Genomic DNA, 17,727 nt, shown 5'->3' on the forward strand with positions numbered 1-17,727 from the left:
GACCGGCCCTAGCCGCGCAGGTGGGCGAGCACGGCCAGGACGCGCCGGTTGGTGTCGTCGTCCGGCGGCAGGTCGAGCTTGGCGAGGATGTTGCCGACGTGCTTGCCCACGGCCGCTTCGCTGACCACCAGCCGCCGGGCGATGGCGGCGTTGGAGCAGCCCTCCGCGACCAGCGCCAGCACCTCCCGCTCCCGCGCGGACAGCCGGTCCAGCGGGTCGCGGGCGAGCAGTTGCCGCACCACCTCGGGGTCTATGACGGTGCCGCCGGCGGCGACGCGGCGCAGCACGTCCACGAACTCCTCGACGTCGACCACCCGGTCCTTGAGCAGGTAGCCCACGCCGACCCCGCCGTGGGAGTCGAGCAGTTCCACGGCGCAGCCGCGCTCGACGTACTGGCTCAACGCCACCACCGGCAGTCCCGGGCGCGTCCGCCGCAGGTCGACCGCCGCGCGCAACCCCTCGTCGCCGAAGCCAGGCGGCATCCGGATGTCGGTGACCACCAGGTCCGGTTCCTCCCGCGCGACGGCCTCGACCAGGGCGGGCGCGTCGCCCACGGCCGCCACGACGGGCAGCCCGAACCGGTGCAGCAGCCCGGCCAACCCCTCGCGCAGCAGCACCCCGTCCTCGGCGAGGACTACTCGGATCGGTGACACGGCAGCTCCACCCGCAGCGACGTCGGCCCGCCCACCGGGCTCGACAACACCATCCTGCCGTCGAGCACCGCCACCCGGTCGGCGAGGCCGGTCAGCCCGTCACCGGGCACGGCCCCGCCACGCCCGTCGTCGGTCACCTCCAGCACCAGCGCGTCGGCCACCACGTCGGCGGTGACGGTGATCGCCGTCGCGGTGCCGTGCCGGGTCGCGTTGGTCAGCGCCTCGGCGGCCACGAAGTAGGCGGTGGACTCGACGTGCCGGGGCAGCCTGCCGACGTCGGCGCGCACCGTCACCGGCACGGCGCAGCGCCCGGCCAGGTCCTCCAGCGCGGCGCCCAGGCCCCGGTCGGTGAGCACCTTCGGGTGGATGCCGCGCACGAGTTCCCGCAGCTCGGTCATCAGTGCCTTGGCCTGCTCGTGGGCGTCCACGACGTCGCGGTGCGCGGGCGAGTCGGCGGGCAGGTCCAGCCGCGCCACGCCCAGCCGCAGGGTGAGGCTGACCAGCTTCTCCTGCGCCCCGTCGTGCAGGTCCCGCTCGATGCGCCGCCGTTCGGCGTCGAACGCGTCGACCAGCCGGGCCCGCGACCGGGTCACCTCCACCAGTCGGGCATCGTCGGCCAGCAGCGCCCTGGCGACGGCCGCGTGGCCGTGCGCCAGCAGCGCCACCAGGTACGGCACGGCGGGCAGCAGCACGAGCCCGGCCACCGCGTACCCGATCGACTCGGGCAGCGTCGCGCCGCCGGTGGACCACACCGCCACCGGGCCGTCGACGGTGGCGACCAGCACCGGACCGGCCAGCAGCAGGAACGGCGCGACCGCGAGCAGCACCACCGGCGCGTACACGGCGGGGGCGAGCGTCACCAGCAGGACCGCGTACCCGACCTCGCGCCACGTGGCGGGGTCGCGGTAGCCGCCGGGTGACGGGTGCGTGGTGGCGTCCGGTGCGACCAGCCGCAACCGCCGCCGCTCGAGGCGGGCCAGGGGCCGCGCGATCTGCGGCAGGGCCCCGAACAACACCGCCGACCCGAACGCGCCCAGCAGCAGCGCGGTGCCGAGGGTGGCGGCGCCGAACGCGAGCACCACCGGCGCGGCGAGCAGCCAGATCGGCACGGCGGCGACCACCGCGACCGGCACCGTGCCCGCCACGTACCCGAGTGCCCGCCACGGCCACCACCCGAGCAGGAAGTCCTTGCGCCGCAACGCGGCGGGCAATGTCGGTCGGATCATGCCGGGAACGCTAACCAACGGGCGGGGCGTTGTCGGTGAGCCCCGGTGCAGTCCCGGGGTATGCCCAGCCCCACCTCCGGTCCGCCCACCACGGGTAGTGCGCCGGGGTGTGCCTCGCTGGTCTGCTCGGCGCATGACGATGGCCCCGGCCCGGACGCGCGGCGTCCCGGCGTTCCTCCTGCTGTCCTTCGGCATCGCGTGGTCCGGCATGTTCGGCGCGTGGCTGCTCGGTTTCTCGTTGGCGAACCCGTTGGTGCAGTTGCCTTTCGGCTTCGCGCCCGCGTTCGCGGCGTTCGTGGTGCGGCGTTGGGTGACCCGGGAGGGCTTCGCCGACGCCGGTCTCGCGCCGCGGTTGCGGCAGGCGTGGCCGCAGTACCTGGCGGCGTGGCTGGGTCCGCTGGTGCTGGTGGGCGCGACGTTGGCGACGGCGGCGTTGTGCGGGCTGTGGACGCCCGAGGTCCCGTCGGGCGAGCAGTGGGCGCTGGTGGCGGTGCTGGTGCTCGGCGTGCCGCTGCTGACGCCGATCTACTGGGGCGAGGAGTTCGGCTGGACCGGCTACCTGCGGCCGCGGCTGCTGCCCGGACGCCCGCTGGCCGCGACCCTCGGCACGGGCCTGATCTGGGCGGTCTGGCACTACCCGCTCGCGTTCGTCGGCTACATCGAGTTCGACGACGTCGTGCTGGGGCTGGGTGTCTGGACGTTGTCGTTCCTGTGCCAGGAGGTGCTGCTGAGCTGGCTGTGGGTGCGCAGCGGCACGGTGTGGACGGCGAGCCTGGCGCACGCGGGCAACAACATGGTGCTGTCGCTGCTGGTCGGTTTCGTGCTGGACGACGGCGCGGGCCTGGACACGGCGACGGTCACCCTGATCACGGCCGTGCCGATGGGGTTGGTGGCGTTGTGGGTGGTGCTCGGCGGGCGGCTGACGGGCCGCCGCTGAGCTTCACCGCTGAGCTTCACCGCTGGGCGGCCCACCAGCGGCGGCCGGCGTCGCCGAGCGTGGAGATCGGGTCGTAGTAGGGGTAGCGCCGGTCGAGCGCGTCGGCGTCCTCCAGCTCGATCCCGGTGCGGTAGTTCTTGGTCCAGTAGGAGATGCCCAGTTCGCGGTCGTACTCGGCGACCTGGTGGACCCAGCGCTTGCCGACGTAGGGCACGTCGCACACGATGCGCGGTGTGGCGTAGCCGGGGAGGTAGCCCATGATCGCGTGCTGGAGCTGTTGGGCTTCCCAGACGGCGACGCGCCAGTGTTCGGCGTTGGGGATCATGTCGCACATGTAGAAGTAGTACGGCAGGATGTTCGCTTCGCCCTGGAGGGCGAAGCAGAGGTCGAGCAGGTCGTCCGGGGTGGCGTTGACGCCCTTCATGAGCACGCCCTGGTTGCGCACGTCGCGGACGCCGACCTCCAGCGCGGTGCGCGCGGCTTCGGCGACCAGGGGTGTGACGGACTGGGCGTGGTTGACGTGGGTGTGGATGGCGAGGTTGACGCCGCGTCGGGCGGCGGTGCGGGCGACGCGTTCCAGTCCCTCGACGACCGCGGGCTGGAGCCAGTGCTGGGGCAGTCCGGCGAGGGCCTTGGTGGCCAGGCGGATGTCGCGGACGGTGTCGATGTCGAGCAGCCGCATGAGGAAGGACTCCAGTTGCGGCCAGGGGACGTTGGCGACGTCGCCGCCGGAGACGACGACGTCGCGGACGCCGGGCGTGCGCCGGAGGTAGTCGATCATCCGGTCGCGGCGGTCGGCGGGTTTGAGGTCGAGCTTGAGCTTGCGGACCTGGGGGGTGGAGTTGCCGACGAGGTCCATGCGGGTGCAGTGGCCGCAGTATTGGGGGCAGGTGGACACCAGCTCGGCGAGGACCTTGGTGGGGTAGCGGTGGGTGAGCCCTTCCACGACCCACATCTCCGCCTCGTGCAGGGAGTCGCGCGTGGAGTGGGGGTGGCTGGGCCACTCGGGGTCGCGGTCGGCGCGGATCGGGAGCATGTAGCGGCGCACGGGGTCGGCGAGGAACGCGTCGGTGAAGTCCGCGGGCCGCGCGTGCGGGGCCATGGTGTTGAGCATCTGCGGGGGCAGCAGCATCGACATGGTCGCCAGGTCGGCCTGGTCGGCGGCCAGTTCGTCGTAGAACGACTCGGCCAGCATGTCGCCGGTGACGGCGCGGAGCTGGCGTGCGTTCTTCACGCAGTTCGCCCGCTGCCACTGGGCGTCGCGCCACTGCGCCGCGGTGACGTCCCGCCAGCCCGGGAACCGCCGCCAATCGGGCTCCACGAGCTGCCGCCGGACGTAGGTGTACGGCTGGCGGTCAGGTCGGTGCGGCGCGGGTGCGACTTCGGGTAGCGCGGTCATCCATGCTCCCTACCTGGTGAGTGGCGTAAAGATATTCTGCCATCCTGGCACTTCGACGTAAATATTTCGGCAGGGAGTGTTTTGGCGGGTTCGTACGTTGAGCGGGTATGCGCGTGTTCGCCGTAGTGCTCATCGGACTGGCCGTCGAGATCACCGCCCTGGTGGCGGCCTTCGGGTCGTGGGGCTTCCTGCCCACGCTCGGGCTGCTGGTCCTCGGCGGCGTGGTCGGTTCGCTGCTCATGCGGCGGGAGGGCGCGCGCACCATGGCGGCGTTCTCGGCGGCGCTGCGCGACCGGCGCGCGCCCCACCAGGAGGTGGCGGACGGCGTCCTCATCGCCGCCGCCGGGTTCCTCATCCTCGTGCCGGGCTTCCTCAGCGACATCGCGGGCCTGTTCCTGCTGCTGCCGCCCACGCGCCGCCTCATCAGCCGCCGGATCGCCCGGCGTGCCGAGCAGCGTGAGCGGGAGATGACCCTGAACCTCCGCTACGGCCGCCCGCCGGCGGCGGGCGGTGTGGTGATCGACGGCGACGTGATCGACATCCAGCCCGACCGGCCGAACCCGGTGAACCGCACCGAGCTGACCTGACCCCGGGACCTGTGCGCTGGGGGCCTGTGCGCTGCCACGAGCCGAGTGCCCGGGGCGGGCGCGAGCGGGGTGGGGCGAGACGGGCGGCGCGGGGCGGGATCCGACCAAGCGGAACGGAGCGGCGGGCGGCCGGCCCCGCGGGGCTCGGCGCGGCACGCGGCGGGGCCGGACCCGGGGCAGCCGGTCCGCGTGGCTGAGCGGGCGGACCTGGCTCAATGCTTGCGCAGACTCGCCTCGTCGCGTGAAGATATCCCGGTCCAGCCGCTGTCGACCGAAGGATTTCCATGACTTCGCCGTACGGTCTGCACCGCGTCCTCGAACCCGCGGGTGTGCTGCCGCAGCAGGCGTGGCGGCTGGACGCGACACCGGAGTGCGGCGCGGACGAGGTGGTGCTGGACGTCGAGCGGCTCAACCTGGATGCCGCCTCGTTCCGCCAGTTGCGGGAGGAGCACGGTGCCGGCATCCGCCGCGCGGTGCTGGACATCGTGGCCGAGCGCGGCAAGATGCAGAACCCGGTCACGGGGTCCGGCGGCATGTTGCTCGGCGTGGTCCGCGCCGTCGGCCCGGACTCGCCGCTGGGCCTGCGCGTCGGCGACCGGGTCGCCACCCTCGTGTCGCTGACCCTCACGCCGCTGCGCATCACCGACGGCCTTGCCCGCTGGGACGGCACCACCGAGCAGGCGCCGTGCGCGGGCACCGCCGTCCTGTTCGGCCGCTCCATCGCCGCCGTCCTGCCCGGCGACCTGCCCGACGAACTCGCGCTGTCCGTCCTCGACGTCTGCGGCGCGCCCGCGCTGACCGACCGGGTCGTGCGCCGCCGCGCCGCCCGCTCGGTGCTGGTCCTCGGCGGCGGCGGCAAGTCGGGGTCGTTGTCGCTGGCCGCCGCGCGCCGCGCGGGCGCGACCCGCCTCGTGGCGCTGGTGCCCGACCACGCCGAAGCGGAACGGGTCACGGCGTCCGGGCTGGCCGACGAGGTGGTGCTCGCCGACGCCCGCGACCCCGTGGCGGTGCTCGCCGCGGTCGGCGAGCCGGTCGACGTGACCGTGGTGTGCGTGGACGTGCCGGGCTGCGAGCACGGCGCGATCCTGGCCACCGCGGACGGCGGCACGGTGGTCTTCTTCTCCATGGCCACGTCCTTCTCCGCCGCGGCACTGGGCGCGGAGGGCCTGGCGGCCGACGTGGAGATGATCGTCGGCAACGGCTACGTGCCAGGTCACGCCGCGTTCGCCCTCGACCTGGTGCGGACCGAACCTGCCGTGCGGTCCCTGTTCGAGCACCGGCAGACTGCACAGGCGTGACTACTTTGCTCGTGGGTGGCCGCATCCACTCCCCGATCTCGACCGACGCCACGGCGATGGCCATCACCGACGGCACCGTGGTGTGGCTGGGGCAGGACTCCGTCGGCCGCGCGCTGCACCCGGACGCCGAGGTCGTGGACCTGGCGGGCGCGTGGGTCGCGCCCGCCTTCGTGGACGCGCACGTGCACGCCACCTCGGCCGGCCTGCTGCGCACCGGCCTGGACCTGACCGGCTGCGACTCCCTGGCCGACCTGCTGGCACGGGTGCGCGCCGCGCCCGGCGACCTGGTCTGGGGCCACGGCTGGGACGAGACGCGCTGGCCGGAGGGCCGCCCGCCGACGCGTGCCGAACTCGACGACGCCGCCCGCGGCCGGGTGGTGTACCTGTCGCGGATCGACGTGCACTCGGCGCTGGCATCCACCGCGCTGGTCGACCGCGCCCCGGCGGCCCGCGCCGCGGACGGCTGGCACCCGGACGGTCCGCTGTCGCGTGCCGCGCACCACCACGTGCGCGGTGCGGCGAAGGACGCCATCCCGGTGGAACGCCGCCGTGCCGCGCAGGACGCGTTCCTCGCGCACGCCGCCGCGAACGGCATCGCGTCCGTGCACGAGTGCGCGGGCCCCGACATCTCCAGCCGCGACGACCTGGCCGACCTGCTCGCCCGCACCGACGGCCCGGAGGTCGTCGGCTACTGGGGCGACCGGGAACCGGTCGACCTGCCCGTGCGCGGCCTGGCGGGCGACCTGTTCGTGGACGGCGCGCTCGGCTCCCGCACCGCCGCGCTGTGCTCCCCGTACGCCGACGCCGACACCACCGGCGCGCTCTACCTGGACGCCGACGAGATCGCCGCGCACCTCGTGACCTGCACGCGAGCCGGCATCCAGGGCGGTTTCCACGTGATCGGCGACGCCGCCGCGGCGGCTGTCGTCGCGGGTTTCGAACGGGCCGCCGAGGTCGTCGGCGTGCCCGCCCTGGCCGCCCGCAAGCACCGCCTGGAGCACGTCGAGATGGTCACCGCCGAGCAGGCGGCGAAACTCGGGTCGTTCGGCGTGGTGGCGTCCGTGCAACCGCTGTTCGACCACGAGTGGGGCGGCCCGTCCGGCATGTACGCCCAGCGGCTGGGCGTGGAGCGCGGCACGGCGCTCAACCCGTTCTCCCGGCTCGCCGCGTCCGGGCTGGTGCTGGCGCTCGGCTCGGACGCGCCGGTCACGGCCGCGGACCCGTGGGCCGCGGTGCGCGCGGCCGTGCGGCACCGCACGGACGGCTTCGGCATCTCACCCCGCGCGGCGTTCAACGCCCACACCCGCGGCGGGTGGCGCGCGGCGGGCGTGGACGACGGCGTCACCGGCACGTTGCGGCCCGGCGCGCCCGCCACGTACGCGGTGTGGGAGGTGGGCGAGCTGGAGGTCACCGCGCCCGACTCGCGCGTGCAGCGGTGGTCGACCGACCCGCGCTCGGGCGTGCCCGGCCTGCCGTCGCTGGACGACAACCCCACCTGCCTGCGCACGGTGCTGCGCGGTCGCACCATCTACGAGCGGGGCGCGTCGTGACCGCCCGCGAAAGGGAGTGACGATGGCGCTGCTCGACCTCGACCCGGAGGTGGTCGCCACGGCGCGGCGGCTCGCCGCGCGCGCCGCCGAACCGGTGGTGGCCATCGCCCGGGCCCACACCACCGTGGCGGTCGAGCGCGCGACGCTCCGGCTCGCCGGCATCACCGGCGCGGACTCCACCCACCGCGCGGGCGACGTGCCGTGGGTGAACCGGCTGGTGGACACCGTCCGCGAGCACTGCGGCCTGGAGCACGGGGTGGCGCTGCCCGCGTTCCACGCCCTGCGCCGGCACGACCTCGGCTCGCTCACCGAGCTTGCCGAGGCGACCGCCGCCGGGCAGGTCCGCTTCACCCTGCCCGAGGGGCGCGACGCGGTCCGCGCCGAGAAGGCCGCGCGCACGGCGATCGCCAGGGGGCTGCGCACGGTCGACCGCAACCGCGCGCAGCGCGACCGGCTGGTGGCGCGGCTGGGCGACCCGCCACGCAGGCCGTGGATCTACCTGATCGTGGCGACCGGCGACATCGACGAGGACGTGGTCCAGGCGCGCAACGCGGCGCGGGCGGGCGCGGACGTCATCGCCGTGATCCGCTCCACCGGGCAGTCCCTGCTGGACTACGTGCCCGAGGGCGCGACGCACCACGGTTTCGCGGGCACCTACGCCACGCAGGAGAACTTCCGCATCATGCGTGCCGCGCTGGACGAGGTGTCCAAGGAGGTCGGCCGGTACGTGCGGCTGACCAACTACGCGTCGGGCCTGTGCATGCCGGAGATCGCGGTGCTGGCCGGGTTGCAGCGGCTGGACATGATGCTCAACGACTCGATGTACGGGATCCTGTTCCGCGACATCAACCCCATCCGCACGTTCGTCGACCAGCGGTTCTCCCGCCAGGTCCACGCACGCGCCGGGATCGTGATCAACACCGGCGAGGACAACTACCTCACCACCGCCGACGCCGTGGACGCCGCGCACACCGTCACCGTGTCGCAGCTGCTCAACGAGCACTTCGCGCACGAGGCCGGCCTGCCCGACCACCTGCTGGGCCTGGGCCACGCCTTCGAGATCGACCCGCGGGTGCCCGAGTCGTTCCGGCTGGAGCTGGCGCACGCCCTGCTGGCCCGCGAGCTGTTCCCGGACGCGCCGCTGAAGTGGATGCCGCCCACCAAGCACATGACCGGCGACGTGTTCCACGGCTACCTGCTCAACGGGTTCTTCAACCTGGCGGGCGTGCTCACCGGCCAGAGCATCCTGCTGGTGGGCATGATGACCGAGGCCGTGGTGACGCCGTTCCTGTCCGACCGGGACCTGGCGCTGGCCAACGTGCGGTACGTCCTCGACGCCGCGGGCGGGCTGCGCGAGGACTTCCGCCCCGCGCCGGACGGCCTGATCGTGAAGCGCGCGCACCAGGTGCTCGGCGAGGCCGTGGACCTGTTGGCGCGCATCGTCGACGACGGGTTGCTCAACGCCATCGCGGACGGCACGTTCGGCCTGATGAAGCGCCCGCCCGACGGCGGCAAGGGCGCGGACGGCGTGGTGGTGAAGGCCGACGGCTACCGCAACCCCGCCGCGGACCTGCTGGAGGCGCGGTGAAGCGGCACGTCCGGCCCTACGGCGACACCACCGGCGACGGCATGGTGCAGACGTCGTTCACGCTGCCCGTCCCGTTCGGGCCCAAGGCGGACGGCGCGGCGCAGCAGCTGGCCAACCGGATGGGCATCGACCCGGCGATGGTCGTGCACTCCCACCCGATCGGCGAGGACTTCACGTTCTTCGTCGTCTACGGCTCGGTCAAGCACGTCGTGGACCTCGACGCGGTGCGGGTGGTGGAGCGCGAGTACCCGCTGCTGTCGCCCGCCGAGGTGAACACGGCGCTGAAGAAGTTGTTGCGCCGCAAGCTCGTCGTCGTGGGCGGCTGCATCGGCACCGACGCCCACACGGTCGGCATCGACGCGATCCTCAACATCAAGGGGTTCGCGGGGGAGAAGGGCCTGGAGTATTACCGGGAGCTGAAGGTCGTGAACCTGGGCGCGCAGGTGTCCGTGCCGGAGCTGGTGCGCCGGGCGCGGGCGGAGCGGGCGGACGCGGTGCTGGTGTCGCAGGTGGTCACCCAGCGCGACGCGCACCTGCTCAACACCCGCGAGATGTCGGCCGCCTTCCGCGAGGCGATGGGCGACCGGCGACCGCTGCTCGTCGCGGGCGGCCCCCGGTTCGACCCGCTGATGGCGGGCGAGCTGGGCGTGGACCGCGTGTTCGGCCGGGGCACCACCCCCGGCGAGGTCGCCAGCTACCTGGTGCACGCCGTCCGGACGAAGAAGGGACCAACCGCGTGACCCCCACCGTGGGCTTGACCGTGACCCACCGCCGCTACGTGCCCCACTCCCACGCCCACTACGGCGGGAACCTGGTGGACGGCGCGTACGGCCTGGGCCTGTTCGGCGACGTGGCCACCGAGCTGCTGATCCGCACCGACGGCGACGAGGGCCTGTTCGCGGGCTACTCGGAGGTGTCGTTCGACGCGCCGGTCCAGGCCGGTGACGTGATCGAGGCGACCGCGACCCTGGTGCGCGTGGGCAACCGGTCCCGGGAGATCGAGTTCGAGGCACGCGTGGTGTGCCGGTCGGCGCCGGACCGCGGGCCGTCGGCGGCCGACGTCCTCGACCCGCCGGTGGTGGTGACCCGCGCGCGCGGCACGGTCGTGGCGCCGCCCCGCCCGTCCTGAGTCAGCCGTACGGCCTGCTGCTGCGGCGGTGCGGTCTCTGCCACTATCAACGGCGTGATCAGCCTCGATCCGGTTTCCTCCGTACCGCCCTACGAGCAGGTGCGGTCCCAGTTCGCCCGCAAGATCACCGACCGGGAGCTGGCCGTGGGCACCAGGTTGCCCACGGTGCGCGCCCTGGCCGCGCAGCTCGGCATCGCGGTCAACACCGTCGCCCGCGCCTACCGCGAGTTGGAGGAGGCGGGTCTCATCGAGACCCGCGGCAGAGCCGGGACCGTGGTCAGCGCGGCGGGGGAGCGCAGCCGGGAACGGGTGCTGCGCGCCGCCCGCGGTTACGCGGCCACGGCCCGGGAACAGGGGCTGTCCGCCGACGAGGCGCTGGAGATCGTGCGAGCGGCCCTCGCTGATTGATCAGTAGTGTGGTCGGGTGGCGACCGAACACAGCGGCGGAGGCGACCCGGCACGCACCCTCGCGGTGCTCTGGCGCACGAACCCGCCCAGCGCGCGCAAGGACCTCGGCGTGGACCGCATCGTGGCCGCCGCCGTCGAGCTGGCCGACGCCGAGGGGCTGGGCGCGTTGTCCATGCGCCGCGTGGCGGACCGGCTCGGCGTGGGCACCATGTCGCTGTACACGTACGTGCCCGGCAAGGGCGAGTTGATCGACGTGATGGTGGACGTCGTGCACGGCGAGACGGCGCGGCCGGTCGACGTGCCCGGCGGGTGGCGCGGCAAGCTGACCCGGATCGCGCGGGAGAACTGGGAGCTGTTCCTGCGCCACCCGTGGCTGCTCCAGGTGGCGACCAACCGGGCCGTGCTGGGCCCGAACGTGGCGGCCAAGTACGACTACGAGCTGTCCGCGGTGGACGGCATCGGGTTGACCGACGTCGAGATGGACGCGGTGCTGGGCCTGGTGCTGGGGCACGTGCAGGCGTCGGCGCGGCTGGCGGTGGACGCGGCGCGGATCGAGCAGCGCACCGGGTTGACCGACGAGCAGTGGTGGCAGGCCACCGCGCCGTTCCTGGCCCGGGTGTTCGACCCGGAGCGCTTCCCGACCGCGGCGCGGGTGGGCGCGGCGGCGGGTGAGGCGCACGGTTCGGCGTACTCGGGCGAGCACGCGTTCCGGTTCGGCCTGGAACGCGTGCTCGACGGGATCGAGGTGCTGGTGGCGTCCCGTCAGTAGTCGCGCTTGGGCATGATCACCCACAGTGCGAGGTAGATGAGGAACTGCGGTCCGGGCAGCAGGCAGGAGAGCAGGAACACCAGCCGGACGGTGTTCGGCTGCCAACCGAACCGCTCGGCCAGGCCCGCGCATACTCCGGCGATCACCCGGCGGTGTCGAGGTCTGGTCAACGTGGTCATGCCTCCACGGTGCCTGCCCGCGGGGCGGCGCGCATCGGTGACATCCCTGATCCCGGCCCTGCGGCCACCCCTACCCGGGTGGTGGGGGCAGGCCCCCGGGCGCGGTCGCGGGCGGACGGCGAACCGCGGGGCGCGCGCCCCGTGTTTTATTCCTGCGATGATTTCAGTGTGGACTAAAAGAGCAGTCACTTGACGACGTCGACCTTGTCGCCCTTGTTCAGGCGGTCGAAGAACGCCTTGGCGGCGGAGGCGGAGAGGTGCACGCAGCCGTGCGACTCGACGCTCAGGCTGCCCGCGTGGAAGCCGACCGCGGGCGCGAAGTTGACGTAGTGCGGCATGGGTGCGGGCTTGCCGGTCTTGGGGTCCTTGTACTTGCTGCTGTGGTGGTCGGCGTCCTTGTTCTCGACCTGGAAGTGCCCGATCGGCGTGGGGTGGCCCTCGCGCCCGCCCAGCGCGGCGACCTCCAGTTCGACCACCTTGCCCGGTTTGAGCAGCCACGCGCGGCGCAGCGAGACGGAGAAGCAGGCACGGGCGTCGGAGCGGCACGCGGCGGGCACGGGGGTGGAGACCCGTTTCTTCTTCCTGCCGTCGCGCTGCACGTCGGCGAGGAGCTGCGCGGCCACGGGCGCGACGGCACCGGGGGTCAGCTCCAGCACGTCGGCGTCCTCGTCGTCGGCCTCGCAGCCGCACTCCAGGGTCCCGGGGTCGGGTGGCACGACGTCGCCGGAGTCCAGGGCGGCGCGGGTGAGCGGGCCCACGACGCCGTCCGGCGTGAGGCCGTGCGCCTCCTGGAAGGCGGTGGTGGCGGCACGGGTGAGGGGGCCGAAGACGCCGTCCTCGGCGAGGGCGGGCAGGGCTCCCGCGTGGTTGAGGCGGGCCTGGAGGTCGGTCACGTCCGGGCCGCGGTCGCCCTGCCGCAGCGGGCGTGGCCCGGCGGCCCGGCGCTGCACGGGGGAGTGCCCGCCGAGCAGCGCGGCCACGGCGCCGTTGCCCGCGGTGTGCTGGTAGGCGAGCAGCGGGTGGTCGGGCGGGGGAGTGCGGTGGTGGGCGACGTGGTCGGCGTCGCGTTCGGGGTGGTCTCGGGCGACCCGCATGGCGGCCCCCTTTCCGTGCACCGCCAGTGTGGGCGTGGCCGGTGGCGGGCGGCCTGCCCTCGGGGGCGGCCTTCGCGGCAGCGGGCGCCGCACGGGAGGGCAGTTTTATTCTTTTGATGATTTCAGTGTGGACTTAAAGATCAGATCAACGGACAAAAACGGAAAAACCGCCCGGGGCGGGGGAGGGCACGGGCGGTTGCCGTCCCGGGCTCCACCCGGCCCTCGTACGCTGACCAGGTGGTCGCTCCCCCCGTGGCGCCGGATCAGCCGGTCGCCGACACCCCGCCTCCCGCCCGCCGTCGCCGGGACGTGCGCGGCACGTTGCCGCGGATCGCGCTGGCCGCCGCCGGCGGCGCGCTGGTCTTCCTGAGCTTCCCGCCGAGGTCGGCGTGGTGGCTGGCCCCGATCGGGTTCGCGGTGCTGGGCGTGCTGCTGCACGGCCGCCGGATGCGGGCCGGGTTCGGCCTGGGCCTGGTGTGGGGGCTGGGCTTCCTGACCCCGCTGCTGCGGTGGACCGGGGAGTTCGTCGGGCTGATCGCGTGGCTGCCGCTGGCGCTGACGTGCGCGGTGCTGGTCGCGGTGGGCACGGCGCTGATGGCGCGGGTGTCGACGTTGCCGGGCGCGCCGGTGTGGATGGCGTTGCTGTGGGTGGCCGACGAGTGGTTGCGCTCGGTGTTCCCGTTCGGCGGGTTCCCGTGGGGCAAGATCGCGTTCGGGCAGCCGGAGGGCTGGTACCTGCCGCTGGCGTCGGTGGGCGGCGCGCCGCTGGTCGGGTTCGCGGTGGCGTTGACCGGCTTCGGGTTGGCGTGGCTGGGCCGCGGTTGGCGCCGCGCCGCGCCGCTGGTGGTGCTGCCGCTCGCGGCGGGCCTGGCGGTGACGCCGTTCGTGGGCGTCGCGCCGGACCAGGGCACGGCGGTGGTGGCGGCGATCCAGGGCAACGTGCCGCGCGCGGGCCTGGACTTCAACGCGCAGCGGCGCGCGGTGCTGGACAACCACGTCGCGCGGACGCTCCAGCTCGCCGAGGACGTGCGGGCAGGTCGGGAGCGGCAGCCGGACGTGGTGGTGTGGCCGGAGAACTCCTCGGACATCGACCCGTTCCGCAACCCGGACGCGGCGGCGTTGATCGACCGCGCGGCGAGGGAGGTCAAGGCCCCGATCGCGGTGGGCGCGGTGCTGGTCGACCGGTCCGACGGCCTGCCGCGCAACACGGTGGTGCTGTGGGACCCGGAGCGGGGTCCGGTGGACTCGTACACGAAGCGGCAGCTCCAGCCGTTCGGGGAGACGATGCCGTACCGCTCGTTCTTCCGGCTGTTCACCGAGGCGGTGGACCGGGCGGGCACGTTCCAGCCGGGTTCGGACCCCGAGGGGTTCACGGTGGGCCGGGTGCGGATGGCGGTCGACACCTGTTACGAGGTGGCGTTCGACGGCGTCGTGCGGGAGTCGGTGACCGCGGGGGGCGGGGCGAACATCATCGCCGTCCCGACGAACAACGCGACGTTCGGCTTCACGGAGATGACGTACCAGCAGTTGGCGATGTCGCGGGTGCGTGCGGTGGAGCACGGCCGGGCGGTGGTGGTGTCGGCGACGAGCGGGGTGAGCGCGATCGTCGCGCCGGACGGCTCGGTGACCCGCCGGACCGGCTTGTTCGAGCCCGGCGCGCTGGTGGCGGAGCTGCCGCTGCGCGGAGAGGCTACGCTGGCCACCCGTCTCGGCGCGTGGCCCGAGTGGGTGATGACCGCGCTGGGCCTGGTGGCCGTGGCGTTCGGTTTGGCAGTGCAACGACGAGGATCGCGTCCGGCCCCTGGTGCGGGGACCGGCGAGGAGGAAACGGATGGCGGACCAGCAGGCGCAGCCTGACCGGTCGGTGCTGGTGGTGATCCCGACCTACAACGAGCGGGACAACATCGGGAAGATCGTGAAGCGGTTGCACGCGGCGTTGCCGAAGGTGCACGCTCTCGTGGTCGACGACGGCAGCCCGGACGGCACGGGGCGGCTCGCCGACGAGATGGCCGCCGCGGACGAGCGGGTGCGGGTGCTGCACCGCACGGAGAAGGCCGGGTTGGGCGCCGCCTACGTGGCGGGGTTCGAGTGGGCGTTGGACCACGGCTACGACGTCGTGGTGGAGATGGACGCGGACGGGTCGCACGCGCCGGAGGACCTGCCGCGGTTGCTCGACGCGCTGCGGGACGCGGACCTGGTGCTGGGTTCCCGGTACGTGCCGGGTGGCAGCACGGTGAACTGGCCGTGGCACCGGCAGTTGATCTCGCGTGGCGGGAACGTGTTCTCGCAGGTGGCGCTGGGCACGAGCGTGCGGGACATCACGGGCGGGTTCCGGGCGTTCCGCACGGACGTGCTGCGGGAGCTGAAGCTGGGGACGGTGGCGTCGCAGGGCTACTGCTTCCAGATCGACCTGGCGTGGCGGGCGATCGAGCTGGGCTACCGGGTGGTGGAGGTGCCGATCACCTTCACGGAGCGCGAGTTCGGGCAGTCGAAGATGAGCGGCAACATCGTGCGCGAGGCGTTGTTGCGCGTCACGAAGTGGGGCCTGCGCCGCCGGTACACGCAGTTGCGCGAGTTGTTCGCGCCGCGGTCGAAGACGGGTTCGGCGCGTTGAGGTCCTGATCCCGGGCACGCGGAAGGGCCCGCCGGTGCACACCGGCGGGCCCTTCCGCGTCGTGGTGGGTGCTCAGGCGGTACGGGTGCGCCGTCCCCTCAGCTCTTCGAGCCGCTCGTCCAGCAGTTCCTCCAGCTCGGGGATGGTGCGGCGTTCCAGGAGCATGTCCCAGTGCGTGCGCGGGGGCTTGATCTTCTTGGCTTCGGGCTCGGCGCCGTCGATGATCTTGGATTCGGTCCCGTGGAGACGACACTCCCAGGTGTGGGGGATCTCGGCGTCGTCGGAGAACGGGACCTCGAAGTCGTGGCCCTTGGGGCAGGCGTACCGCACCGACCGGCGCGGGGCGAGGTCGTGATTGCGGTCGGTCTCGTAGCTGACTGCTCCGAGCCGGCTACCCCGTAGAACGCGGTCGGCCATGGCGGTGTCCTTTCGCTCGGCTCAGGGCCGGGGCCCAGGCTGGTGCTCACCGAGTGCAACGATCGGACTGCTCCGTTCGTTCCCGGCGTTGCGGTCATGGTCGCCCACAGTGACGTCTTTCACCCGTCAACGAAGGCTTCCTCCTAAGGGAGGCAATCGCGGCAGGATCGTGACGCGTTATCAAGCTGTCGGGCTGCTTCATCACCCAGATGGAGCAGTACCGGCAGAAAGTGTGCGGCTTCGACAGCTTAGACCGAACACGTAGGGCGATGTTAAGCCGGCTTTAACGCGACCACAGTGACAACCATCATGCTTACGATTACGCAAAGTCATTTCGGGGTGCTTCGGGTCTACCGCCACGCTCCGTGTCCGCACGGTCGTGCTGCGTGGTGGCCAACTCCTGGGGTCACCCGTCCGGCCCGCACCCAAACGTAGGCCACGCGACCTTGTCCGGTTCGTGACGTCGTCCCGCGTCCCGGTGATCGTCTTCAGTGATCGTCTTCGGGGTCGCTCCCGGTGGCGTCGGCGAGGCGGTCGAGGAACGCGCGCTGGGCGGTGACCAGCTTCGCGCGTGCGTCGGCGAGCGGTACCCAGGCGACGCGGTCCACCTCGGGGTAGGCGCGGACGACGCCGGAGCCGGGGGGCCACTCCAGTTCGAACGTGCCGGGCACGACGGCGGCCGGGTCGAGGTCGGCGGCCAGCGCCCACACGTGCACGGTCTTGCCGCCGGACTGGCGCACGTCGCCGAGCGGGACCAGGTCGCCCGCGGGCACGGGCAGGCCCAGTTCCTCGGTGAACTCGCGGCGGGCGGTGTCCTCCAGCGCCTCGTCGCCGGCGGGTTCGCCCTTGGGGATCGACCAGGCCCCGGCGTCCTTGCGGGCCCAGAACGGGCCGCCCATGTGCCCGATGAGCACTTCGAGTCCGTCGGCGGTGGTGCGGTGCAGCAGGATGCCCGCGCTGGTCTTCCCGGTCACGGTGATCAGTGTGGCGTGCCGCCCGCGGCGGCGGCACGCGGGTCAGGTGAGGCTGAGCTGGCGGCCGTCGACGACGTTGGGCCCGAGGTCGCCGGTGCGGTAGTGGCGGCGGCACAGCACCTGGTAGCGCACCTCGGTGTCGGTGTCGGTGGTGTCGGCGACCAGGACGGTGTCCCCGGCGCGGACGACGTCGCCGTCGTGGACGCGGGCGTTGAACCGGCCCGGCCGGCCGCACCAGCACAGCACCTCGACCTGGATGGCGTCGAGTTCGTCGGCCAGTTCGAACAGGCGGCGGGAGCCGGGGAACATCGTGGAGCGGAAGTCGGTGGCCAGGCCGAAGCAGTAGACGTCGACCCGGGCGTCGTCGGCGAGTTCGGCGAGCTGGTCCACCTGCTCCTCGGAGAGGAACTGGGCCTCGTCGACGATGAGGTAGTCCACCCGCGCGCCTGCGGCCCAGTGCCGGCGGACCAGGTCGCGCAGGTCCATGTCCTCGTGCACCTCGACGGCGTGGCGGGCCAGGCCCATGCGGCTGGTGATGCGGGGCGTGCCGGAGCGGTCGTGGCGGACCAGCAGCAGCCCGCCGCGGCCCTGGCGGGCCTGGTTGTGGTCGATCTGGAGGGCGAGGGTGGACTTGCCGCAGTCCATCGGGCCGAAGAAGAACCGGAGCCTGCCGGTCGGTGCGACGCCGCGCCGTGCGCCGTCGGCGGGCACGGGGGACAGGGCGTCGGTCGGGTCGGTGCTGGGGTTCGTCGGCTCCACGGCGGGCCACCTTAGTGGTCGGCGCCGCGGCGGCCCGCGTCGCGCCGGCCGGTCACCGGCCGCCCGGGGGACCGGCCGCCCGCCGGGAGCGGCGGCAGGGGAAGTCGACTCCACTGGACGAGATATACCGCTTTGCGATATAACCT

Annotated in this window: 19 protein-coding genes; 11 read left to right on the top strand and 8 right to left on the bottom strand. The window is 73.2% G+C overall.

Annotated elements, in window-relative coordinates; genetic code table 11:
* Positions 1–8: 8 nt before the first annotated feature.
* Together KZQ38_RS33265 and KZQ38_RS33270 are read right to left on the bottom strand one after the other, a co-directional pair.
* Positions 9–644, bottom strand: coding sequence for a response regulator transcription factor (locus KZQ38_RS33265; protein ID WP_219448057.1), 636 nt, complete (start codon positions 642–644; stop codon positions 9–11).
* Positions 635–1,879, bottom strand: coding sequence for a sensor histidine kinase (locus KZQ38_RS33270; RefSeq protein ID WP_219447984.1), 1,245 nt, complete (start codon positions 1,877–1,879; stop codon positions 635–637). Before KZQ38_RS33270 ends, KZQ38_RS33265 begins: the two co-directional genes overlap by 10 nt.
* A 133-nt stretch (positions 1,880–2,012) precedes the next feature.
* On the opposite strand from KZQ38_RS33270, the gene KZQ38_RS33275 reads away from it, so the two are divergent.
* Positions 2,013–2,816, top strand: a complete 804-nt coding sequence (locus tag KZQ38_RS33275) for a CPBP family intramembrane glutamic endopeptidase (RefSeq protein WP_257902840.1) — start codon at positions 2,013–2,015, stop codon at positions 2,814–2,816.
* 16 nt (positions 2,817–2,832) lie between these two features.
* Here the strand turns inward: KZQ38_RS33275 and KZQ38_RS33280 are convergent, their stop codons facing one another.
* Positions 2,833–4,215 carry a KamA family radical SAM protein gene (locus tag KZQ38_RS33280; RefSeq protein ID WP_219447985.1) on the bottom strand — a complete coding sequence of 461 codons (1,383 nt, stop codon included), beginning with the start codon at positions 4,213–4,215 and terminating at the stop codon, positions 2,833–2,835.
* Positions 4,216–4,322: 107 nt separating this feature from the next.
* On the opposite strand from KZQ38_RS33280, the gene KZQ38_RS33285 reads away from it, so the two are divergent.
* The 8 genes from KZQ38_RS33285 (at position 4,323) to KZQ38_RS33320 (ending at position 11,544) form a co-directional block, all read left to right on the top strand.
* On the top strand, positions 4,323–4,802 hold the full coding sequence (locus KZQ38_RS33285) for an FxsA family protein (RefSeq protein WP_219447986.1): 480 nt from the start codon (positions 4,323–4,325) through the stop codon (positions 4,800–4,802).
* A gap of 284 nt (positions 4,803–5,086) precedes the next feature.
* Complete coding sequence (gene kdd / locus KZQ38_RS33290; RefSeq protein ID WP_219447987.1) at positions 5,087–6,100, top strand: L-erythro-3,5-diaminohexanoate dehydrogenase; 1,014 nt, start codon at positions 5,087–5,089, stop codon at positions 6,098–6,100.
* A gap of 56 nt (positions 6,101–6,156) precedes the next feature.
* Positions 6,157–7,650: an amidohydrolase gene (locus tag KZQ38_RS33295; RefSeq protein ID WP_219448059.1), complete on the top strand. Its 1,494-nt coding sequence runs from the start codon at positions 6,157–6,159 to the stop codon at positions 7,648–7,650.
* A 22-nt stretch (positions 7,651–7,672) separates the two neighbouring features.
* Positions 7,673–9,238, top strand: a complete 1,566-nt coding sequence (gene kamD, locus KZQ38_RS33300; RefSeq protein ID WP_219447988.1) for a lysine 5,6-aminomutase subunit alpha — start codon at positions 7,673–7,675, stop codon at positions 9,236–9,238.
* Complete coding sequence (gene kamE / locus KZQ38_RS37370) at positions 9,235–9,978, top strand: lysine 5,6-aminomutase subunit beta (protein ID WP_308258717.1); 744 nt, start codon at positions 9,235–9,237, stop codon at positions 9,976–9,978. The genes kamD and kamE overlap by 4 nt, the downstream gene beginning before the upstream one ends.
* Positions 9,975–10,367 (top strand): 3-aminobutyryl-CoA ammonia lyase, encoded by a 393-nt coding sequence (gene kal, locus KZQ38_RS33310; RefSeq protein ID WP_219447989.1) that lies wholly within the window; start codon positions 9,975–9,977, stop codon positions 10,365–10,367. The genes kamE and kal overlap by 4 nt, the downstream gene beginning before the upstream one ends.
* A 54-nt stretch (positions 10,368–10,421) precedes the next feature.
* Positions 10,422–10,775, top strand: a complete 354-nt coding sequence (locus KZQ38_RS33315) for a GntR family transcriptional regulator (protein WP_219447990.1) — start codon at positions 10,422–10,424, stop codon at positions 10,773–10,775.
* Between the two features lie 16 nt (positions 10,776–10,791).
* The gene (locus tag KZQ38_RS33320) at positions 10,792–11,544 is read left to right on the top strand and encodes a TetR/AcrR family transcriptional regulator (RefSeq protein ID WP_219447991.1); all 753 of its coding nucleotides are present in this window, start codon (positions 10,792–10,794) and stop codon (positions 11,542–11,544) included.
* Here the strand turns inward: KZQ38_RS33320 and KZQ38_RS33325 are convergent.
* Positions 11,538–11,723 (bottom strand): PspC domain-containing protein, encoded by a 186-nt coding sequence (locus KZQ38_RS33325; protein WP_219447992.1) that lies wholly within the window; start codon positions 11,721–11,723, stop codon positions 11,538–11,540. The genes KZQ38_RS33320 and KZQ38_RS33325 overlap by 7 nt on opposite strands.
* 185 nt (positions 11,724–11,908) lie before the next feature.
* A complete protein-coding gene (locus tag KZQ38_RS33330; RefSeq protein ID WP_219447993.1) occupies positions 11,909–12,817 on the bottom strand; it encodes a L,D-transpeptidase family protein in 909 nt (302 codons plus the stop codon).
* 237 nt (positions 12,818–13,054) lie between these two features.
* On the opposite strand from KZQ38_RS33330, the gene lnt reads away from it, so the two are divergent.
* Together lnt and KZQ38_RS33340 are read left to right on the top strand one after the other, a co-directional pair.
* On the top strand, positions 13,055–14,674 hold the full coding sequence (lnt, locus tag KZQ38_RS33335) for an apolipoprotein N-acyltransferase (RefSeq protein ID WP_308258718.1): 1,620 nt from the start codon (positions 13,055–13,057) through the stop codon (positions 14,672–14,674).
* Positions 14,649–15,431, top strand: a complete 783-nt coding sequence (locus tag KZQ38_RS33340) for a polyprenol monophosphomannose synthase (protein WP_219447994.1) — start codon at positions 14,649–14,651, stop codon at positions 15,429–15,431. Before lnt ends, KZQ38_RS33340 begins: the two co-directional genes overlap by 26 nt.
* 72 nt (positions 15,432–15,503) lie before the next feature.
* On the opposite strand, the gene KZQ38_RS33345 is transcribed toward KZQ38_RS33340, so the two are convergent.
* The 3 genes from KZQ38_RS33345 to KZQ38_RS33355 form a co-directional block, all read right to left on the bottom strand.
* Complete coding sequence (locus tag KZQ38_RS33345) at positions 15,504–15,848, bottom strand: RNA polymerase-binding protein RbpA (RefSeq protein WP_219447995.1); 345 nt, start codon at positions 15,846–15,848, stop codon at positions 15,504–15,506.
* Between the two features lie 488 nt (positions 15,849–16,336).
* Positions 16,337–16,822, bottom strand: a complete 486-nt coding sequence (locus KZQ38_RS33350; protein WP_219447996.1) for an NUDIX hydrolase — start codon at positions 16,820–16,822, stop codon at positions 16,337–16,339.
* A gap of 42 nt (positions 16,823–16,864) precedes the next feature.
* Positions 16,865–17,581 carry a thymidine kinase gene (locus KZQ38_RS33355; RefSeq protein WP_219447997.1) on the bottom strand — a complete coding sequence of 239 codons (717 nt, stop codon included), beginning with the start codon at positions 17,579–17,581 and terminating at the stop codon, positions 16,865–16,867.
* Positions 17,582–17,727 lie beyond the last annotated feature (146 nt).

The sequence above is a fragment of the Saccharothrix obliqua genome (assembly GCF_019375475.1).
Taxonomy (GTDB): Bacteria; Actinomycetota; Actinomycetes; order Mycobacteriales; family Pseudonocardiaceae; genus Actinosynnema; species Actinosynnema obliqua.

Excerpts from the sequence above, each read along its gene's own strand:
- KZQ38_RS33270 (WP_219447984.1), bottom strand. The coding sequence starts at position 1,879 with ATGATCCGACCGACATTGCCCGCCGCGTTGCGGCGCAAGGACTTCCTG.
- KZQ38_RS33275 (WP_257902840.1), top strand. The coding sequence starts at position 2,013 with ATGACGATGGCCCCGGCCCGGACGCGCGGCGTCCCGGCGTTCCTCCTG.
- KZQ38_RS33280 (WP_219447985.1), bottom strand. The coding sequence starts at position 4,215 with ATGACCGCGCTACCCGAAGTCGCACCCGCGCCGCACCGACCTGACCGC.
- KZQ38_RS33285 (WP_219447986.1), top strand. The coding sequence starts at position 4,323 with ATGCGCGTGTTCGCCGTAGTGCTCATCGGACTGGCCGTCGAGATCACC.
- kdd (WP_219447987.1), top strand. The coding sequence starts at position 5,087 with ATGACTTCGCCGTACGGTCTGCACCGCGTCCTCGAACCCGCGGGTGTG.
- KZQ38_RS33295 (WP_219448059.1), top strand. The coding sequence starts at position 6,157 with ATGGCCATCACCGACGGCACCGTGGTGTGGCTGGGGCAGGACTCCGTC.
- kamD (WP_219447988.1), top strand. The coding sequence starts at position 7,673 with ATGGCGCTGCTCGACCTCGACCCGGAGGTGGTCGCCACGGCGCGGCGG.
- KZQ38_RS33325 (WP_219447992.1), bottom strand. The coding sequence starts at position 11,723 with ATGACCACGTTGACCAGACCTCGACACCGCCGGGTGATCGCCGGAGTA.
- KZQ38_RS33330 (WP_219447993.1), bottom strand. The coding sequence starts at position 12,817 with ATGCGGGTCGCCCGAGACCACCCCGAACGCGACGCCGACCACGTCGCC.
- KZQ38_RS33340 (WP_219447994.1), top strand. The coding sequence starts at position 14,649 with ATGGCGGACCAGCAGGCGCAGCCTGACCGGTCGGTGCTGGTGGTGATC.
- KZQ38_RS33345 (WP_219447995.1), bottom strand. The coding sequence starts at position 15,848 with ATGGCCGACCGCGTTCTACGGGGTAGCCGGCTCGGAGCAGTCAGCTAC.